Here is an 18,240-nt window from a genome sequence, read left to right as displayed (position 1 = left end):
TTCTTCCGCCCCCGTGGCGATCCGCCGCCGGCGCGTATGTCTGGCGTCGCCGTATCGGTGAAGGCCGACGCAGTACTTTCGTCTTCTGGCTCTCCGCGTCCCCGCACACGGCAGGAGGCGGTCGGTGCAACCGTTCTCGTTCACCAGCCGAGTCGGTGCAACCGTTCTCGTTCACCAGCTGATCAGAGAAAGCCGAGCCGCGGAACGGCCAGGGTGATACCCGGAGAGCCACCTTGTCGTACGGCGCTGACCAGCGCAGGGCTATAAAAGAGGGATGACAGGCGATAACGCGCTGCGCGATTTCCTGACCTCCCGGCGCGCGGCGATCGACCCGTGGCAGGCCGGTCTGCCGCAGCCAGGAAACTCCGTACGCCGGGTTCCAGGACTGCGACGTGAGGAGGTCGCGGCCCTGGCGGGGGTCAGCGTCGCCTACTACATCAAACTTGAGCAGGGCCGCGTCGGAATCGTCTCCGAGGAGGTCCTCTCGGCGGTCGAGAACGCGCTGCGCCTCGATGACCTGGAGCGCCTGCACCTGCGCTCGCTGGTCAAGCAGAGCGGCAACCACCGCCCACGTGACGTCCGCCCTGCGGCCGTCAAGGCACGTCCGGCACTGATAGCCATGATCGACGCCCTCGATCCGATACCGGCGATGATCCACGGACCACGCCTGGAGGTGCTCGGATCCAACCGCACCGCGAAGCTCCTCATCGACGACTTCGACGCCATGCCCGTGAAGGAGCGGAATCTCGCGCGCTGGATGTTCTTCAACCCTCGCGCCAAGGTTGTCTTCCCGAACTGGCAGGCCATGGCTCCTCAGACCGCCGCGGCCCTGCGCAACCTCACGGTGGACCGGCTGGCCGATCCGCTGATGGAGCAGCTGGTGGGCGAGATCTGCGTCGCCTCTCCCGAATTCGCGCGTTACTGGGCCGACTACCGGCTCTACGAGCACGCCTACGGGACCAAGCGGCTCTTCAACGAGACGGTCGGCGAGCTGACCTTGCGCTACGAGTCGTTGGTCCTGCCCCGCGACGACGGACAGACCGTCGTCGTCTACACCGCCGACCGCGGGTCACCGTCAGAGGAGAAACTCCATCTGCTGAGCAGCTGGAACGCACCCGCCCACGTGCCTGCCGGTCAGCCGGGCGCCGGCCGGCGCCCGGCCTAGGCCTCTGGCCGCGCAAGGAGGTGCTCGGCCGTCCGCCTCCAAGCCGCTCTCACCGACCAGGCCGGACCTGCCAAGCGAGGAGGTCGCCTGTCCGGAGCTCGGCGAGAGTCATCAAACGTTTAACGTTTGACGTAGGATGCTTCCCCTGGATGCGAAGGTATAAAGGGGATGGCAATGAGCAAACTGGGGTTCCGCGGGATCGCCGCAGCGATCCGCGAAGCAATCGTGAACGGCGAGTACCCCACCGGTACGTCACTGCCTCCAGAGCCGGAGCTTGCCGAACGTTACAGCGGCGGCGCCTCTCGCAGCCTGGTCAACCGCGCGATGCAGTTGCTCGCCGCCGAGGGCGTGGTACGCCCCCGGCAAGGACTCGGCACGATCGTGACGTGGCTTCCCCCTCTGACGCACTCGCCGGCGCGCTATGCGCGTGACACGTCGGTGAAGTACGGAGCGTTGGGCGCGTTCGACGCCCAAATCAACACCCTTGGCCTGTCGCCGGTGCACGAGATCATGATCGACCGGGTCACACCGCCAGACGAGATCACCGGCCTCTTCAAACTGGCGGACGGCCAGATGGCCCTGGCTCTCCGCCAACGACTGCTCGCTTCCGGCATCCCGATCCTGCTCAACTGCTCGTGGATCCCGCTGGAGATCGCCGAAGGGTCCGCGCTTGAAGATCCCCGTTCAGTGATCATGGGTGGCGTCAAGTCGACGCTGGCCGAGCTCGGCCACAGACAGGTCGAGGCCGGCGAACGGATCATCGTCCGTACCCCCACGGAGGAGGAGTCGACCGTGTTGGAGATCAGTCCGGAGCGCAGCGTGCTGGACATCATGCACGTGGGCCGGACGGCCGACGGTCGGGTGGTCGAGGTGACGACGACGGTCGCCCCCGCGCACTATCTGGCGATCGAGACCATCGTCCCCGTCTCCGGTGAGGCATCAGGCCTGGCAGGTAACGGATAGACGCGCACGAAGTCCTTGAAAAACGAGGCTCTCAGCCCCGTGGTCACCCGCGCCCGGTACCCGGAGGGGGCACGACCGATGACGAATCGCCGGACGGAACGCGTTCCGTCCGGCGATTCACCCGGCCGTCCGGCGTTATGCCATCCGACCGGTCAGGTCACTCATCGAATGGTGACGCGGTCCCCCTTCGGTGCTTTGACCGGCGAGTTTTTCACGAGGTAGGACGCCAGCGCTCCCCTGTCGTCCGGCCCGCTGTGGGAGACGCTGGTTCCCTCCCACCTCGGGAACGACCCCCCGGACATCAGCATGTAGTTGGCCGCGACCTTGATCACCTGGGTGTCGGTCACCGGAGCGCCGTTCAGCGTGATCGCGGTGACCGCCCCGCCCTCCACCGTGTAGCGGAGCGAGGCCGAAGGGGTCAGCACCGTGCCCGAGGGGTGCTTGTACGCCAGCACCTTCTTGAGCTGTGCACCGGTCACCGCCTCAACGTCGATGTGGAGCCCCTCGGGCTGAGTGACATAGATTTCCTGGTAGGTGACCGGACCCGCGTCCAGGTCCGTGCGGAACGGTTGCCTGCTGACGAGGGCGGCCTGTGCGCCGGAGACGTCCTTGACCGCGTCCAGGTAGGCGTCGGCGACCAGTTCGACCAGCGGGCCGCCGCTGGGAGTCAGCACGATCTTCTCGGCGGTGACGCCGAACCTCTGCTTCTTGTCGCTCGGCGGCGGCCCGCACTCGAAGTAGTAGAGGATGTTGGACTTGAGGCCGTTCGGCTGCCTGACCTCGACCTGCATCGAGTGCTTGCCCGTCGTATCGTCCCAGTTGAGCGTCTCCAGGACGGTGGTGAACACGGCGCCGTGGTCGGCCGGCACGTTGACGGTCTTCCACTCCTCGGTGCCGACGAGGCGGTACTGGACGACCTGCGCACCGGCGGGAAGCCCCTCGAACGAACCGTGGATCTTGAAGGTCAACGGGCACTTCGACGCGGTGGTCCGCTCGAAGACGATGGTGGCCTTACCCACGATGTTCTGGGTCGGCCCATCCCCCTGCCCGGGCGGTGTGGCGACCTGCGCGGCGGAGGTGGACACGGCGTTCCACACATCGCGCCCGCCACTGTGCCTACCGGCGCAGTCGACGGCGAACGAGGCCCGCTTGGAGATCTTCCCCGCCGACCCGACCAGGCGCACCGCGCCCGAGCCCCGGGCGTCGCCGGTGACCTTGACCGACGCGGACAGCCGCACCGTCTTGAGGCCCTTGCCGCCGACCCGGTACGTCTTGGCCCTGGTCGTGTCCCCGTCACTGAAGAGCCACATGTACTGCAGCGCCGTCGGCGCCTGGACCTGGACGGTGGTGGACAACGTCACGACCGTCGGGCAGGCACCGCTATGCGTCTTCGGCGAAGCGGAAGCCGTACCGAAAACGGCCGGCTTTGGCTTTGGTACGGCATGCGCCGCCGGAACAAACGCGCCGGACGCCAGGGCGATAACAGCCACCAGCCATCCGGTTCGGCGCCCAACCCTACCTAATAATCCCACAATCTTCCTCTCTTGTGATCTGTGACGATGAATTGTGACAGATCTGGTCATGTAAGGAATAACGGATTAGTCCGCTCCCTTGGAGGGACAGATGCTAGCGGGGCCGGCCGACAATTCCGCGAGGGCCGAATCGTCGGCGAACTCGGGAGGATGAACGCAAGTCAGCCGAGACGAAGGGGTGACTCCGAGCCCATCTTCGCCATGCGGAACGGCACACCGATCGAACCGCGCGCCTTCGAAGTTCGCTGCCGCAAAGCGGACTGGCCCGACACCCGACACGCTGAGCCCGGCGCGGATGGCATCAAGATGAAAGCTTTATCCGGCGACTTATACCACGGCGGGATCGGGAAACCAGACCCACTGACCGGATGTTATTCACAGATCCGGCGGAGCCATGTGCTTGAACGGGTTTTCGCGGAGTAGCCGCTTCAGCAGGCCCCTATCGACTAATCGCGATGAACAGCGTTTCGCCGCACGTCGCGATTCTGCGATAGAGCACAGTTGCCTAACAATACGAGCATCAAGGTAAGACAGCCGTGCTCGTAACACTTCATTACAAACAGACGACCCGTCCTGGGTCAGAGTGTTCCCGCCCTGGTCAGGCGGTATATGCGAGCCGATGAGATGTGATCCGGTGAGGCGGGCCGCCGTGAACCCCGCCCGTGGACGCGACCGGCCCGTCCACGCCGCCTGGTGGTGTCGCCCGGCCGATCGCTAAAGTGGCGCAGTGATCACCAAGCTGCCCGGACGGCTCTCTCAGCCGCCGGTGGTCGCTGAGCGCGCCCGGCCGTGGCGGCTTCAGTCGCAGGGATACGTGGCCGTCGTGGGCGGGTTCGCCGCCGTCACCGTCATCGCGCTGATGAACGCCGATCACCTCGACGTACCGAAGAGAGGCAGAGCGCTCATCGCCGGCGCCGGTCTTCTCGGACTGGTCCTGGACGTATTGATCCTGGACGTGGTGATGATCTGGGGTACCAGGGTGGACCTCGGCGTCCACACCGTACTGTCGATCTTGCTTGTGCTGGCCGTCCATGACGTTCAGGTGGGCGTGCAGAGGCCGTACGACCGGAAAACCCTGCTGCTGTCCAGAGGACCAGATCATGCGCCGATGTGGCTCGCCGGCGCGGCCGCCATCCTGGTCTGCGGCTCGATCGAACACTTCATGCTGACCGCGATCCAAGGGTGATGGAAGCCGCTACCCTCGCTCAAGTTGATCGTTTCCGGGAGGGCGCCGTGACACAGGAGCCCGGATCAGAGGCGCGATCCCCGAGGGCGGCGGTGCTGCGCTTCGGCGCGGTTCTGGCGGTGTCGGGGCCGGTGATCCTGACGACGTTCGGAGTCGGCAGGCAGAGCGTCGGCTGGTTCTGTTCCGCGACGAGCCCCACCTTCTACCCGCCGAGGGGTCCTTACGCGCTGGAGAGCGTGCCGGGAGAGCTGCTGTTCTGGGGCCTTCTCCTGCTGCCGGTCATCGTGGCCGGTCTTCTCCTCCGCGGATCACACCGGGCCACGCTCACGGCGGTCGCCGCGGTCGGCGCCGTGCTCGCGTTCGGACTCTTCATCGCGTTTCTCCTGCCGGGCCTCGACCCGTGCACCGGGCAGGAGCGTGTGGCCGCGCCGCCCTGGCCTTTGATCGTCTGCTGTTCGGTGGCCGCGGGGGCGCTGCTCCTGACGGCCCGGTCACCGCTGCCCCGGAGACCGCTGCCCCTGAGATGGCACGGGGTCATCCTGTGGGCAGGCGCCGTCGGCGCCGCGGCGTGGGCGGCATTCCACCGCCTCCCGGTCACGTTCACGACCGGCAGGTCCCTCACGGTCGTCTACGCCGGCGTCCAGGCTCCGGAGTCGTTCTGGAACGACCTCGCGTGGTGGTCCGGTGATGCCGACATGATCGGCCTGCCGGTCGTTCTCGTCGCGTTGGCGGCAGCCGCCCGAGTGGCGGCTCCCGCCCGATGGGAACGGCCGACCGGCACCGCGGCCGCGGCGGTTCTCCTCCTCTTCACGCTCCTCGACGTCGTGGCGTACGTCCACTGGTACGACGAGGACTTCCAGATATCTCTCCTCGACTCGGTACGGTGGCACCTGCTTCTCGCGGCCGTCCTCGTCACGTCGGCCGTCTGGAGCCCCCACCAGCGGATCTCCCGGGCCGGAACCGTCCATCTGGCGCGGCACCCGATCCGCGGGCAGGCGAGGAATCTCGCCGTCGCGGTCGTGATCGCGGTCACCGCCGTCTGGCTGGTCGTCTCGTCCTTCACCCCGACACGGTAGGAGCACGGATTTCACCCGGCACGGAGCAACGTCTACGTCCGGAGCACCTCATCCCGGGCTGGAAAAGGATCGTCCACGCCCCGGGCTCGGAGATCTTCGGCGAGCCTTACGGCGACGAGACCCCCACCTTTGCGATAGTTGCGCGCCGCTCTTCGTCCCGTATCGTCCCCACCAGTGATCCCGACCGTGCGAGGAAGGGTCGGTATGGCCGACGATGTGGTGCGACGCGTTTTCCAGGCAGTCGACTCGTTCGACCCCGACGAGTTCGTGCGGTTGCTGGCCGAGGATGCCACGCTGGTGTTCGGCAATGCCGAGCCGATGGCGGGCCGTGAGGCCATCACCGCCGGGTTACGGGCGTTCTTCTCCACCATCGGCGGCCTGCGGCACCGGATCGTCAGAAACTGGCAGGTGGATGCCGACGTCATCGCCGAGACCGAAGTGACCTACCGGCGACTCGACGGCAAGGACGTCAGCGTCGTAGCCGTATCGATCTGGCGCGCCCGCGACGACGGCCTGATCTCGGACTACCGCATATTCGTCGACCTCGCACCCGTCTACACGGTCTAGGGCTCCGGCAGGACCGCATTCACGGGCACGGCGCCTGCCATCTCTCATAGGGGACACCCGCGAGTGAGTCGCCCGTCGGGACGGCCACTGTCGCTCATCGGCCCGGACCGAACAGGCGGGGCCGCGGGGGCTTCTCCTGAGCGCCTGCCGGTCCGATAATCACCGCGTGTCCAAGATCCCGGCGTGGTCCAGGTTGGCGCTCGTCCTGATGGCGCTGGCATTGGCGCTCAAGGTCCTCACGATGACCTTCTGGGCGGAGGGCACCGCACCCGAAATACTTGACTGGGCGTTCATCGTCGTCGGTTTCCTTGCCGCGGCGCCTTACCTGGGAGCCGGTGCGCGGGGACTGGCCAGAGCGCGCAGGCACGAGTATCCCCGGCCCTCGCCGGGAGAAGCGCCCGATGACCCGCGCAAGCGCATGATGGTGTCTTCGTCGCTCCGGCTCTCCATCGCCCTGACGGGACTGTTTTCGATTTCCGGGACTTTCGTGTCGGCGGTCAGGCCCGGCCTGTACGGAACCGAGCCGTTCGGCTGGGGTACGGAGACCCTCGGGCTTCTCCCCGTGATCCTGGCTTTCGCCGCGATGGGATTTTCCGTGATGACCGTGGTATCGGCCTCGAAGAAGCCAGGCACCCGGTAGCGCCCCGTCATGCCTCGTCGTCGAACTGCTCGCGTGCGCGCCGGACGTCGGGCATGTTGACGGTGGTCCAGTGCAGGAGTGCGTCGATGAGCTCCTGGAGCGTCTTTCCGAGCGGCGTGATGCGGTATTCGACGGCGATGGGTCGCGAGTTTGTGATGACACGCTCGACCATCCCGTTGCGCTCGAGGCGCCGCAACGCCGCCGTGAGCGACTTCTGCGTCACGACGGGGATCGCTCGGCGGAGCTCGTTGAAGCGCAAGGGCTGCTCGCACAGCTCGTCGAGCACCTGCAGCGACCACTTGTCGAGCACCTGGTCGAGCAGCTCGCGGTGCGACGCGGTGATCTGAGGGCGGTCGGATGCGTTGTCGGTGGTTTCCAGCATGACACCTAGTCTCGTTGAAGTTCCCTTCGTGTACCAGGTAGACATCGGATACCTACCAATTGACGAGCGAATGGGTATCCCATGACCGTGCAGCTGCTGACCCCTGAGGGCATGTTCCAGCCCGTCCCCTACCACCATGTCGCGATCGGCACGGGCACCCGCCAGGTGCACGTGGCCGGCCAGATCGCGCGCGACGCCGAGGCGAACCCCATCGCGACAGGTGACCTCACCGGCCAGGTCGCGCAGTCCCTGCGCAACACCGCGCTCGGCCTGGCCGGCGCCGGGGCGAGCTTCTCCGATGTCGTACGCCTCAGGTTCTTCGTCACGCAATGGAGCCCCGAGAAAATGGACGACTTCATGGCGGGAATCGAACGTGTCGCCGACGAGCTCGGGATGCCGCGGCCGTTGCCGCCCCTGTCGCTCATCGGCATCGACTACCTCTTCGAACCCGACGTGCTCGTCGAGGTCGAGGCGTTCGCCGTCCTCGACTGACCGAGGCGCGCCGACGGCCCCGCGTCCCGACGGGACGCGGGGCCGTCGGCGGAGACCGGCACCCGGCGCCGTACGCGACGCGCCGCCGCGCTCACGCTGCGAAAAGCGCTCCCCGGCTGGTTCGGCACCCCCGGAAAACGACGTAGAGTCGGGAACATGGACTCGTCGGAGACCGACGACACACCAGCCGTCGCCCCGCCCGCGACACCTCGACCCGCCGCCGCGCCACCGTCGTCGCTGTCGCCGTCGCGCGCTGCCGACTTCATGAACTGCCCGCTGCTCTACCGGTTCCGGGTGATCGACCGGTTGCCGGAGAAGCCGAGCGAGGCGGCCACCCGCGGCACCCTCGTCCACACGGTGCTGGAGCGGCTCTTCGACGACCCGGCGCCGGTGCGCACCGTCGCCCACGCCCGTTCCATGGTGGCGGGCGAGTGGGAGCGGCTGCTGGCGGCGAAACCGGAGCTCGCGGAGCTGTTCGCCGCGGAGGACGGCACGGAGGGCTCCGCCGAAGCCGGCGCGATCGCTCCGGAACGGCTGGCACGCTGGCTGGCGGGCACGGAGCAGCTCGTCGAGCAGTGGTTCACGCTCGAGGACCCGACCCGGCTGGAGCCCGCGGAGCGGGAGCTGTTCGTCCAGACGACGCTGGACTCCGGACTGAAGCTGCGCGGGATCATCGACCGGGTGGACGTCGCACCGACCGGCGAGGTGCGGATCGTCGACTACAAGACCGGCAAGGCCCCTCGCCCCGAATACGCGGCGGACGCGCTGTTCCAGATGAAGTTCTACGCCCTGGTGCTGTGGCGGCTGCGTGGCAGCATGCCGCGCCGCCTGCAGCTGGTCTATCTCGGCAGCGGGGACGTGCTGACGTACGACCCGACCGAGGGCGATCTGCGGGCTGTGGAGCGGAAGCTGCTGGCACTGTGGGACGCGATCATGCAGGCGGCGGAGACGGCCGACTGGCGTCCACGCCCGGGCCGGCTGTGCGGCTGGTGCCCCCATCGGGCGCTGTGCCCGGAGTTCGGCGGCACTCCCCCGCCCCTGCCTCCGGCCGTCGTGGATCCGTCCATGGGGGACGACCCGCGCCCGGCGACCGGCGCCCGCCGAGTCCCGAAGCGCTCATCCGCGACCGACGCCCGCTGAGCCCTCACCCGCGAGCGGCTCGCCGGGGAGGCGCCGCGAAACAGCCGCGGCCCGGCGCGCGGTGGGAGGCCGCCCCTGGGCAGGACCTGGCAGACCCCTGTCGCAACGCTGGAACCAGCCGCGACCTGGGCACGGACCGACTCGTTCTGGGTCCCACAACCAACAGGCAAGCTTTCGGCAAAAGAGTTGATTCCCCCCTCCATCTATGCCTAGCGTGAGATTCAGACATTTCGAATAAATATTCGAACAAGGCGACGGCCGTTGGAGTGCACGTCCTGCGGGGCAAGGATCGTATTTCGTCCCTCCCCAGGCCCACCCCGAACCGCCGTCCGAAACGCCAGGGGGCACGGCGTGAACCACTTCACCTTCACCACCGCCACCAAGGAACGGGCCAAAGCCCGCATCGCACTCATCGGGCCCACCGGGTCGGGTAAGACCTACACCGCTCTGGTCACCGCCACCGGACTCGGCGGGCGGATCGCCCTCGTCGACACCGAGCACGGCAGCGCCGCCAAGTACGCCGACGAGTTCGCCTTCGACACCCTCCCGCTCACGGTGTTCCGGCCCACCACGCTCGTCGACGTGCTCGCGGTGGCCGCCCACGACGGCTACGACGTCGTGATCGTCGACTCGCTGAGCCACTTCTGGTCCGGCACCGGCGGGATGCTGGAGCAGGTCGACGACGCGGCCAAGCGCGCCGGGGGAGGTGGCAGCTTCGCCGGCTGGAAGGAGGCCCGCCCCCAGGAGCGGGCGATGATCGACGCTCTGCTCGCCTATCCCGGCCACCTCATCGTCACCATGCGTACCAAGACCGAGTACGTCGTCGAGTCCGACGAGCGCGGGCGCAAGGTGCCGCGCAAGGTCGGGCTCAAGCCCGAGCAGCGCGAGGGCATCGAGTACGAGTTCGACATCGTCGGCGACCTCGACCAGGAGAACACCCTGGTGATCTCCAAGTCCCGGGCGAAGCCGCTGTCCGGGGTGGTGTTCCACAAGCCGGGCCCGGAGTTCGCCGAGGCCGTCTTCAACTGGCTCGAGGCCGGAAAGCCGGCCCGGTCCGTACCCGATTACGTCACGGCGGCCACGGCCCCGGACGCCACCCCCGACGATCTGCGCACCCTGTACGAGCAGGCCCGCCGGCACAACCTGCTCGGCGCCGCCGTCCTGGACGGCGACGGGGAGACCCAGACGCTCGGCGAGCTGATCGTGCGCCACGGCACCGCGGCACGGAACCGGCCCGTCCAGGACGTCACGCCGGAGGCCGGGACCGGGCAGAGGAGGACCGAGCCGAAGAAAAAGGGTGAGGCGGCGTGAACCTCAAGGAGAGCGCCACCCGGGTCGCCGTGCTCCGGGTGCTGCGCGACACCGTGGACGCCGCGTACGAGGCCGAGCGCCGCACGGTGCTCGACGGGCTGCGCGCGGCCCGCGCCGAGTTCGCCCTCAAGTCGATCCGGGTGACCCTGCCGGACGAGACACCCGTCGCCACCATCACGCTCATCGATCCTCAGCCGGCGGTCGTGGTCGCCGACGAGGACGCCTTCACCGCCTGGGTGGCCGCGAACCACCCTTGCGAGGTGGAGACGCTCGTCCGGGTGCGCCCCGGCTGGCAGCGGAAGTTCCTCACCCACCTCGCCGCCCTCGACTCGGTCGCCGACCCGCACACCGGCGAGGTGATTCCGGGACTGACGGCGTTGTCGGCCTCCGCACCGCGGTCGTTCAGCCTCCGGCCGCTGCCCGGCGGGCCGGAGGAGATCACTCGGGCCTGGCGCAGCGGCCAGCTTGACCTGCGCCAATTGCTCACAGGCATGGGTGAGGAATCACCCGTCGCACGAAAGGAAGCTCATGGCCGGTGAAATCGTCATCACCGTCGTCGGCAACCTGACCGACGACCCCGAGCTGCGCTTCATTCCCAGCGGAGTCGCGGTCGCGCACTTCACCGTCGCGTCCACGCCCCGCGTCTACGACCGGGAGTCCGGGGAGTGGAAGGACGCCGAGACGCTGTTCCTGCGCTGCTCGGTCTGGCGGCAGGAGGCGGAGCACGTCGCCCAGTCCCTGCGGCGCGGCACGCGCGTCATCGCCCAGGGGCGACTGCGCCAGCGAACATACGAGACCAAGGAAGGCGAGCGCCGCACCGTGGTCGAGTGTGAGGTCGACGAGATCGGCCCCTCGCTGCGGTTCGCCACCACGCCCGTCAACAAGGCCCCGCGCACGGGCGTCCTTGCTCACGCCGGCGCCAAATCACCCGCGGGCGACCTGTTCGCCCAGCACGACGAAGGCACCCAGGAGAGCGAGGAGCCCTTCTGATCCCAGGCCCGGAGCCCGACGGGCAATGACCCGCACAGCATCCCGCCCAAGGTGGACCCATGAGAGAACAGGACCGCGAGGGGGTCCTCGAACTCACCCTCGCTCAGATCGAAAAGCGCTTCGGCAAGGGCACGATCATGCGCCTGGGCGACGAACCGAGGGCCCCGGCCGAGGTGATCCCGACCGGGTCGATCGCCCTGGACCTTGCCCTCGGCGTCGGCGGGCTGCCCCGGGGGCGGGTGGTGGAGATCTACGGCCCGGAGTCCTCGGGCAAGACCACGATCGCCCTGCACGCGCTGGCCAACGCCCAGCGGGCCGGCGGCACGGTGGCCTTCATCGACGCCGAGTACGGCCTGGACACCCAGTACGCCAGACAGCTGGGCGTGGACACCGACGCCCTGCTGATCTGCCAGCCCGACGACGGCGAGCAGGCCCTGCAGATCGCCGACACCCTCATCCGCTCCGCCGGCGTTGACATCATCGTCATCGACTCCGTCGCCGCCCTGGTGCCGCGCGCGGAGATCGAGGGCGAGATGGGCGATGCCCACGTGGGCCTGCAGGCGAGGCTGATGAGCCAGGCGCTGCGGAAGATCACCGGCGCGATGAACCATTCGAGAACCACCGCGATCTTCGTCAACCAGCTCCGCGAGAAGATCGGCACGCCGTTCCCGGAGACCACCACCGGCGGCCGGGCGCTGAAGTTCTACGCCGCGGTGCGCCTGGACGTCCGCCGGATCGAGACCCTCAGGAACGGCACCGAGGCGTTCGGCAACCGCACCCGCGTCAAGGTGGCCAAGAACAAGGTCGCCCCGCCCTTCCGCATGGCCGAGTTCGACATCCTCTACGGGGTCGGCATCTCCCGCGAGGGGGGCCTGATCGACGTGGGCATCGATCACGGCTTCGTCCGTAAGTCCGGCGCCTGGTACACCTACGAGGGCGACCAGCTCGGCCAGGGCAAGGAGAACGCCCGCACCTTCCTGAAGGACCATCCCGACCTCGCCGACGAGATCGAGAAGAAGATCAAGGAGAAGCTGGGCATCGGGCCGGACCTGAGCATCGCGCCGGCCGAATGCTGATCCGGTGACCATCGCCCGTCGAGCGGCCGACGGCACCGGGCCGTCCGCCATGGACCATCTGCGACGGCGACGGCACGTGGCGCCGCACCGGCTTGCATCGCCTCGGCCGTTCCGGAACAGCCGGGTGTTTCCGGCCGGCGGACGGGATCGAGATGGAGGAACGGCCGGAAGACCGTCACACCCGCATACGCCGCACCCTCAGCGGCGTTCTCGGATGCCGAGGAGCATCACATGAGCGACACCGCTCGGGCCATTCGCCGCGTCTACCTCTCCTGCGAATTCCTTCCCTCCGACCCCACCGTACGCGGCCTGATCTCCATCGGCCTCACCGACGACGCCGGCCGCGACTACTACGCCGTCAACAACGACATGGACTTCACCGCCGTGCTCAACGTCCCGCGGATGGTCGACGACGTGTGGCCCGCTCTGCCGCGGTGTGCCCCCGACGGCTACCCCTACCTCCTCGACCGCATCCACCCCGACGTCAAGCTCATCAAGGAGATCCGCGACGAGGTGGGGACGTACTTCGCCTGCGGTCCCCCGGAGACCCACCTGTACGCCGCCTGCGGTGGCCAGCACATCTGCCGTCTGCACTCCCTGTGGGACAACGACTGGGAGACGATGCCGCCGGCGGTGCCGCGCTGGTTCCACGAGCTGCGGTCCCTCGTCGTCCAGGCCGGAAACCCGCCGCTGCCGGAGCAGCCTCGCGGAGAGCGCCACGCGCTCACATCTGCCCGCTACTACCGCACCCTGCATGAGCACCTGCTCGCCCTCGCCGCCTGCCCGGAGTGCGGCGGCGACGGTTTCCGGCCCGCCCGTGGCTTCCACCGGATGCCGCCCACCGACGGGCGCCAGGTGAGGTGCGTGGACGAGAGCCCCGCACCTCGCCGGGTGCCGGAAGATCACGGCTACCGACCGGACAGGGAAAGGGATCGGCCGATACGTTTCCCCACCCGCCAGATGCACTCCGTCGTCTGCGACGTCTGTGCCTACCTCTACGACGAGGACGGCGACGGCATCCTGGTGTTCGACAATCCGGAGGAGGCCGTGCGCGACGTGTTGCGGCACCGCTGGATGTGCCTGCCCGACGGACGGGCGATCTGCCCGAGTGATGACGAGGAACACCAGGCCCTGTACGACGAGCTGATGCCGCCCGAGCCGGAAGCCGAGGTCGACGGGCAGATCTCGCCCGACGAGGAGCGATGAGGTTCCTGCACACGTCCGACTGGCACGTCGGCAAGGTGCTCAAGGGCCACAGCCGGCTTGATGAGCAGCGGGCGGTCCTGCGCGAGATCGTCCAGGTGGCACGGGACCACCGCGTTGACGCGGTTCTCGTCGCCGGCGACCTGTACGAGTCGTCCGCCCCGTCGGCAGAGGCCCAGCAGCTGGTCGTCCAGGTGCTGCTCGCGCTCCGGCGCACCGGTGCCGAGGTCATCGCGATCGCCGGCAATCACGACCACGCCGCCACCTTCGACGCCTACCGGCCGCTCATGGCGAGCACGGGGATCACCTTGGCCGGCGGTGTTCGCGGTGCGGCCGACGGCGGGGTGGTGGAGTTCACCGCGCGCTCGACAGGGGAGCCGGTCATCGTCGCCCTGCTGCCGTTCGTCTCCCAGCGCCACGCGGTGCGTGCCGCCCAGCTGGTCACCATGACGCCCGGGGAGGCCGCGGCCGGCTACGGCCTGCTGGTGCGGGACCTGCTCGCCGCGCTCACGGCCGGCTTCCGCGATGACGCGGTCAACCTGGTGACGGCGCACCTGATGGCGGCCCGGGGAAAGCTCGGCGGGGGCGAGCGGTCCGCCCAGTCGATCGTCGATTACTGGGTGCCGGAGGACGCCTTCCCACCCGACGCGCACTACGTCGCGCTCGGGCACCTGCACCGTCGCCAGTCGCTGCCCGCGCCCTGTCCGGTTCACTACTGCGGCAGTCCGATCGCCCTCGATTTCGGTGAGCAGGACAACCCCTCGGTGGTTCTCATCGTCGAGGCGGAGGTCGGCGCACCCGCCCGCATCACCGCCGAGGTGCCGATCAGGTCCGGACGGCGGCTGCGCACCGTACGGGGCGCCATGAACGAGCTGGCCCGGCACGCCGAGGAGTTCGGCGACGACTACCTGAGGGTCCTGCTGTGTGAACCGTCGCGCGCGGGCCTGCAGCAGGACGTGCGGCGGCTGCTTCCCAACGCGCTGGAAGTGCGCATCGACCCGGCGTTCGCCGCGCCGGTGGATCCGGTGAACCCAGTGGACACCGCCCGGCCGGCGCGGACGGCCGCCGGCGTGGAACGCGGCCCCGCCGAGCTGCTCCACGAATACTGCGTCACCCGGGAGCTGATCGACGAACGGGTCGAAGCACTGTTCGCCAGGCTCCACGACCAGGTCACCACCGGGAACACCTGACGGCGAAAGGACCCTCGATGAGGCCGGTGTTACTGGAGATGAACGGCTTCGCCTCGTTCAGGGAGGCGGCCGCGGTGGACCTCCGCGAGGTGGATTACTTCGCGCTCGTCGGCCCGACCGGATCGGGCAAGTCCACCGTCATCGACGCGATCACGTTTGCCCTGTACGGATCGGCGCCGCGCTGGGACAACCGGCGCATGGTCACGAACGCGCTCGCGCCGACCACCGACCGGGGCACCGTACGGCTCGTCTTCGACCTTGCCGGGCACCGCTACGTCGCCGCCCGGGAGCTGCGTCGCACCGCCCGCGGCGGCGTCCAGGTGAAAAACGCCCGGCTGGAACGGCTCGCCGACCCGGACGCGCTCGGCCTGCCGGACGACGTCACCGAGGTGCTCGCCTCCGATTCCGAGGTCACGCCCGCGGTGGAGAAGCTGTTCGGGCTGTCGTTCGAGCACTTCCTCACCTGTGTGGTGCTGCCGCAGGGGGACTTCGCCGAATTCCTGCACGCGCAGCCGGCCAAGCGGCAGGAGATCTTCGTCAAGCTGATGGGGCTGGAGATCTACCCCCGGATCGCGCAGGCGGCGAACGCGGAGGCCGAAGGCGAGAAGCAGCGCGCCGAACTCCTCACCCAGCAGCTCGAGGAGTTCGGCGATGCGACCGAACGTGCCCGGCACGTGGCCCAGGGCCGAGTGGCCACGTTGGAGAAGGCCGCCAGGCGGGTCCGTACGGCACTGCCCGGACTCGTGAAACATGGCGCGGCCGTCACCGAGGCGCGGAGAGCGTGCGAGATCCTGATCGCGGAGCGAGATCGGCTGGGAGAGGTTGCCGCGCCGGCCGGGCTCGAGGAGCTCGGGAAACGCGAACGCGAGATCAGGGCCGCCGTCGAGCGGGTCGACGAGGAACTCACCGCGGCCGAGGCAGCCGACACGGCCGCCCGTGAGCACCTCGCGGCGGCACCGCCCCGGGCCTCACTTGAGCAGGCCCGCCGCGACCACCTGGAGCTTGACGGAGCGGAGGGGAGGCTGCTCACCACGGAGGCGCTGCAGCGCCGCCATGCCACGGCGCTCATCGACGTGACCGCTGTCAGGGAGGAGGCCGAGAGGCTCGCGCTGCGGGCGCGACGGGCGGAGGAGGCCACGGCGCGGTTCCATCTCGCGGCAGCGCTGCGACCGCATCTGCGAGACGGCGCGGCATGCCCGGTATGTGAGCAGCGGGTCACCACGGTGCCCGGCCCGCTGGTCGCGCCCGACCTCGAAGCGGCCGAGCAGGCACGGGTCCGGGCCGACCGTGACGTGGAGCGGCTCCGCGACGAGTGGACGGAGATGTCCCGGACCGAGCAGCAGGCCACCGGCGAGCTGAACGCGCTCACCGGCCGGATCGCCGCCCTGCGTTCCGCCCTAGCCGACGCCCCCGCCCTGGAGCAGGTGACCGCTGCGCTCACCCGTCGAGAGCAGTTGGAAAGGGCGGCGGACGAGGCGGACACGAGGCTGCGGCGCGCGCGAGCCACCAGGGCGGGCACCGAGGAGGCCACGGCGAGCGTCCGCCGGGAGGTGCGGGCGGCCTGGTCGGCGCTTGAGCGCGTTCGTGACCCGCTCGTCGCGCTCGGGGCGCAGGCGCTGGACCGTGATGACCTGATCGCGGCGTGGACGGCCCTCGTCTCCTGGGCGGCCGACGCCGCCGCCACGCGCAGAACGGCGCTGTCCGACGCGCAGGAAAGGCTGGCGAGCGCCCGCGGCAGGCTCGCCGCCGCCGAGGACCGGCTCGCCGACGTGCTCGCCGCTCACGAGGTGAACCTCGACACGGAACGGCCGCTCACCGAGACGGCCGAGCCGGCGGTCGCGGCGGCGCTGGAGGGAGCTCGGCAGGAGATGCGGCGTCTCGTCGAACGACGGGAGCAGGCCGCGAAACTCGACGTGCGGCGGCAGGACGCGGAGCGGAAACACCAGGTGGCGAAGACGCTCGGCCACCTCCTGCGCGCGGACGGGTTTCCCCGCTGGCTTGTCGCAACGGCCCTCGACGTCCTCGTCACGGACGCCTCCGAGACGCTCGCCGAGCTGTCCGGCGGGCAGTTCGAGCTGATCCACGACGACGGAAACTTCCTTGTCGTCGACCACGCCGACGCGGACAGCCGACGGCCGGTCAAGACGCTGTCCGGCGGCGAGACCTTCCAGGCCAGCCTCGCCCTCGCCCTGGCGCTCTCGGCGCAGCTGCCGACCATGGCCGCGGCCGGCGCCGTACGACTGGAATCGATCTTCCTTGATGAGGGGTTCGGCACGCTGGACGAGACGACACTCGAGACGGTCGCCGTCACGCTGGAGGAACTCGCGGTCCGCAAGGACCAGATGGTCGGTATCGTCACGCACAGCAGCGCCCTGGCCGAACGGGTGCCGACCCGCTTCACCGTCCACCGGGACCAGCGAACATCCTCGGTACGGCGAGAGCCCCCGTGACCCGGAGCGCCGCCGCATGCCTCCAGACGGGCGCGACGACTTGTCTGGAGGGCCTACCGGCGGTCGTCGTGGACCTCGTCCAGGTCGAAGCCCACGGAGAGGATGTCCATGAGGTGCATGGCCATCTTCAGCTCCTCCGGCCCCACGGTGATGTCGCTCCTGGGGGCGATGCCGGTCGGGCGGCGGACCTCTCCGGGCCGGCTCATGGTCTGCAGGACGAGGAGGTCGTCATGGACACGGAGCACCGCCAGGGATTCGCGGGCACCGAGGGTGACCCTGGTGACGGCGACTCGTCCGGACTCCCTCAGCGCGTCCCGGAACAGGACGTACCACTGATCGGCGATCGGGTCCGTTCCTCCGACGTAGTAGGCCTGCCCGAACAGCATCGGGTCGACGCCGCCCTCGTCGACGGAGGCCAGCACGTCGACCCGCTTCCTGTCCGGTGGAGGCGGGCTCGCCATGCTCTTGTCGTTCAGGACGATCTTCCGGCTGACGGAGTGCCGGTGGCCTTTCGCCGCTTCCCGGTCCTCGGTCTCCCCGTCCTCTTCCTCGCGCCACCGCTTGTGGCGCACCGGTGAGCCGTCCTCGGCGTGGACCCGGTGCGGACCGAGATCACCGTGTTTCTCGGTGGCCTTGTAGAGGGCTATGGGGATATCGATGTCACCGAAGGAAAGGGTCCCTTTCCAGGTAGCCTTCATTTTTTCCCCCTCTCAGCAGGTTATCTCGCAGAGGGGAACGCCGACGGCGGAGCCCTCCGGGATCCTCCGGAGGGCTTTCGACGACGGACGCCTTCAACGGCCGGGGCTGTCGTCCGGAAGGTGATCACGGCTGTGTTCCACCGCCGTACAGGCACGGAAAAGGCTCTCCGGGATCACCT

The 18,240-nt window shown here is 68.9% G+C and carries 18 protein-coding genes; 15 read left to right on the top strand and 3 right to left on the bottom strand.

The features are described 5' to 3' along the window. Positions 1–274: 274 nt before the first annotated feature. Both DKM19_RS48370 and DKM19_RS48365 read left to right on the top strand, forming a co-directional pair. The gene (locus DKM19_RS48370) at positions 275–1,165 is read left to right on the top strand and encodes a helix-turn-helix transcriptional regulator (protein ID WP_110705267.1); all 891 of its coding nucleotides are present in this window, start codon (positions 275–277) and stop codon (positions 1,163–1,165) included. Positions 1,166–1,339: 174 nt separating this feature from the next. Next, positions 1,340–2,128, top strand: a complete 789-nt coding sequence (locus DKM19_RS48365) for a GntR family transcriptional regulator (protein WP_204358577.1) — start codon at positions 1,340–1,342, stop codon at positions 2,126–2,128. Between the two features lie 161 nt (positions 2,129–2,289). Here DKM19_RS48365 and DKM19_RS48360 read toward each other — a convergent pair whose 3' ends face one another. After that, a complete protein-coding gene (locus DKM19_RS48360) occupies positions 2,290–3,483 on the bottom strand; it encodes a 5'-nucleotidase C-terminal domain-containing protein (RefSeq protein ID WP_162642355.1) in 1,194 nt (397 codons plus the stop codon). Between the two features lie 904 nt (positions 3,484–4,387). Here DKM19_RS48360 and DKM19_RS48355 point away from each other — a divergent pair. The 4 genes from DKM19_RS48355 to DKM19_RS48340 all read left to right on the top strand — a co-directional run bounded on the left by DKM19_RS48355 (position 4,388) and on the right by DKM19_RS48340 (position 7,129). Next, the gene (locus DKM19_RS48355; protein ID WP_110705264.1) at positions 4,388–4,846 is read left to right on the top strand and encodes a hypothetical protein; all 459 of its coding nucleotides are present in this window, start codon (positions 4,388–4,390) and stop codon (positions 4,844–4,846) included. A 47-nt stretch (positions 4,847–4,893) separates the two neighbouring features. Next, positions 4,894–5,922 carry a hypothetical protein gene (locus tag DKM19_RS48350; protein WP_162642354.1) on the top strand — a complete coding sequence of 343 codons (1,029 nt, stop codon included), beginning with the start codon at positions 4,894–4,896 and terminating at the stop codon, positions 5,920–5,922. Between the two features lie 204 nt (positions 5,923–6,126). Next, entirely contained in the window at positions 6,127–6,489 is a 363-nt protein-coding gene (locus tag DKM19_RS48345) for a nuclear transport factor 2 family protein (RefSeq protein ID WP_110705262.1), read from the top strand. A 193-nt stretch (positions 6,490–6,682) separates the two neighbouring features. Further along, entirely contained in the window at positions 6,683–7,129 is a 447-nt protein-coding gene (locus DKM19_RS48340; RefSeq protein WP_162642352.1) for a hypothetical protein, read from the top strand. A 7-nt stretch (positions 7,130–7,136) separates the two neighbouring features. Here the strand turns inward: DKM19_RS48340 and DKM19_RS48335 are convergent, their stop codons facing one another. After that, positions 7,137–7,511 carry a helix-turn-helix domain-containing protein gene (locus DKM19_RS48335; RefSeq protein WP_110705260.1) on the bottom strand — a complete coding sequence of 125 codons (375 nt, stop codon included), beginning with the start codon at positions 7,509–7,511 and terminating at the stop codon, positions 7,137–7,139. Positions 7,512–7,592: 81 nt separating this feature from the next. Here DKM19_RS48335 and DKM19_RS48330 point away from each other — a divergent pair, with 81 nt between their 5' ends. The 9 genes from DKM19_RS48330 to DKM19_RS48290 all read left to right on the top strand — a co-directional run bounded on the left by DKM19_RS48330 (position 7,593) and on the right by DKM19_RS48290 (position 17,363). After that, positions 7,593–8,003 carry a RidA family protein gene (locus DKM19_RS48330; RefSeq protein ID WP_110705259.1) on the top strand — a complete coding sequence of 137 codons (411 nt, stop codon included), beginning with the start codon at positions 7,593–7,595 and terminating at the stop codon, positions 8,001–8,003. Positions 8,004–8,159: 156 nt separating this feature from the next. Further along, positions 8,160–9,143 carry a RecB family exonuclease gene (locus tag DKM19_RS48325; RefSeq protein WP_110705258.1) on the top strand — a complete coding sequence of 328 codons (984 nt, stop codon included), beginning with the start codon at positions 8,160–8,162 and terminating at the stop codon, positions 9,141–9,143. A gap of 351 nt (positions 9,144–9,494) precedes the next feature. Beyond that, complete coding sequence (locus tag DKM19_RS48320) at positions 9,495–10,454, top strand: ATP-binding protein (RefSeq protein ID WP_110705257.1); 960 nt, start codon at positions 9,495–9,497, stop codon at positions 10,452–10,454. Beyond that, complete coding sequence (locus tag DKM19_RS48315; protein ID WP_110705256.1) at positions 10,451–10,993, top strand: hypothetical protein; 543 nt, start codon at positions 10,451–10,453, stop codon at positions 10,991–10,993. Before DKM19_RS48320 ends, DKM19_RS48315 begins: the two co-directional genes overlap by 4 nt. After that, entirely contained in the window at positions 10,983–11,444 is a 462-nt protein-coding gene (locus DKM19_RS48310; protein WP_110705255.1) for a single-stranded DNA-binding protein, read from the top strand. Before DKM19_RS48315 ends, DKM19_RS48310 begins: the two co-directional genes overlap by 11 nt. Positions 11,445–11,503: 59 nt before the next feature. Next, a complete protein-coding gene (gene recA, locus DKM19_RS48305; protein WP_110705254.1) occupies positions 11,504–12,520 on the top strand; it encodes a recombinase RecA in 1,017 nt (338 codons plus the stop codon). A 231-nt stretch (positions 12,521–12,751) separates the two neighbouring features. After that, the gene (locus DKM19_RS48300) at positions 12,752–13,726 is read left to right on the top strand and encodes a hypothetical protein (protein ID WP_110705253.1); all 975 of its coding nucleotides are present in this window, start codon (positions 12,752–12,754) and stop codon (positions 13,724–13,726) included. After that, the gene (locus DKM19_RS48295) at positions 13,723–14,913 is read left to right on the top strand and encodes an exonuclease subunit SbcD (protein WP_110705252.1); all 1,191 of its coding nucleotides are present in this window, start codon (positions 13,723–13,725) and stop codon (positions 14,911–14,913) included. The genes DKM19_RS48300 and DKM19_RS48295 overlap by 4 nt, the downstream gene beginning before the upstream one ends. A 17-nt stretch (positions 14,914–14,930) precedes the next feature. Further along, positions 14,931–17,363 (top strand): AAA family ATPase, encoded by a 2,433-nt coding sequence (locus DKM19_RS48290; RefSeq protein WP_110705251.1) that lies wholly within the window; start codon positions 14,931–14,933, stop codon positions 17,361–17,363. Between the two features lie 53 nt (positions 17,364–17,416). On the opposite strand, the gene DKM19_RS48285 is transcribed toward DKM19_RS48290, so the two are convergent. Next, positions 17,417–18,061, bottom strand: a complete 645-nt coding sequence (locus DKM19_RS48285; protein WP_110705250.1) for a Ku protein — start codon at positions 18,059–18,061, stop codon at positions 17,417–17,419. Between the last annotated feature and the right edge of the window lie 179 nt (positions 18,062–18,240).

Source organism: Streptosporangium sp. 'caverna' (assembly GCF_003203775.1).
GTDB classification, from domain to species: Bacteria; Actinomycetota; Actinomycetes; order Streptosporangiales; family Streptosporangiaceae; genus Streptosporangium; species Streptosporangium subroseum.
Note: the sequence above shows the minus strand (reverse complement) of the source record. Positions and strands in the feature narration are given on the sequence as shown.

Coding starts and splice junctions, on each gene's coding strand:
- DKM19_RS48310 (WP_110705255.1), top strand. CDS start 10,983: ATGGCCGGTGAAATCGTCATCACCGTCGTCGGCAACCTGACCGACGAC.
- DKM19_RS48285 (WP_110705250.1), bottom strand. CDS start 18,061: ATGAAGGCTACCTGGAAAGGGACCCTTTCCTTCGGTGACATCGATATC.
- DKM19_RS48345 (WP_110705262.1), top strand. CDS start 6,127: ATGGCCGACGATGTGGTGCGACGCGTTTTCCAGGCAGTCGACTCGTTC.
- DKM19_RS48295 (WP_110705252.1), top strand. CDS start 13,723: ATGAGGTTCCTGCACACGTCCGACTGGCACGTCGGCAAGGTGCTCAAG.
- DKM19_RS48330 (WP_110705259.1), top strand. CDS start 7,593: ATGACCGTGCAGCTGCTGACCCCTGAGGGCATGTTCCAGCCCGTCCCC.
- DKM19_RS48365 (WP_204358577.1), top strand. CDS start 1,340: ATGAGCAAACTGGGGTTCCGCGGGATCGCCGCAGCGATCCGCGAAGCA.
- DKM19_RS48290 (WP_110705251.1), top strand. CDS start 14,931: ATGAGGCCGGTGTTACTGGAGATGAACGGCTTCGCCTCGTTCAGGGAG.
- DKM19_RS48300 (WP_110705253.1), top strand. CDS start 12,752: ATGAGCGACACCGCTCGGGCCATTCGCCGCGTCTACCTCTCCTGCGAA.
- DKM19_RS48370 (WP_110705267.1), top strand. CDS start 275: ATGACAGGCGATAACGCGCTGCGCGATTTCCTGACCTCCCGGCGCGCG.
- DKM19_RS48325 (WP_110705258.1), top strand. CDS start 8,160: ATGGACTCGTCGGAGACCGACGACACACCAGCCGTCGCCCCGCCCGCG.
- recA (WP_110705254.1), top strand. CDS start 11,504: ATGAGAGAACAGGACCGCGAGGGGGTCCTCGAACTCACCCTCGCTCAG.
- DKM19_RS48335 (WP_110705260.1), bottom strand. CDS start 7,511: ATGCTGGAAACCACCGACAACGCATCCGACCGCCCTCAGATCACCGCG.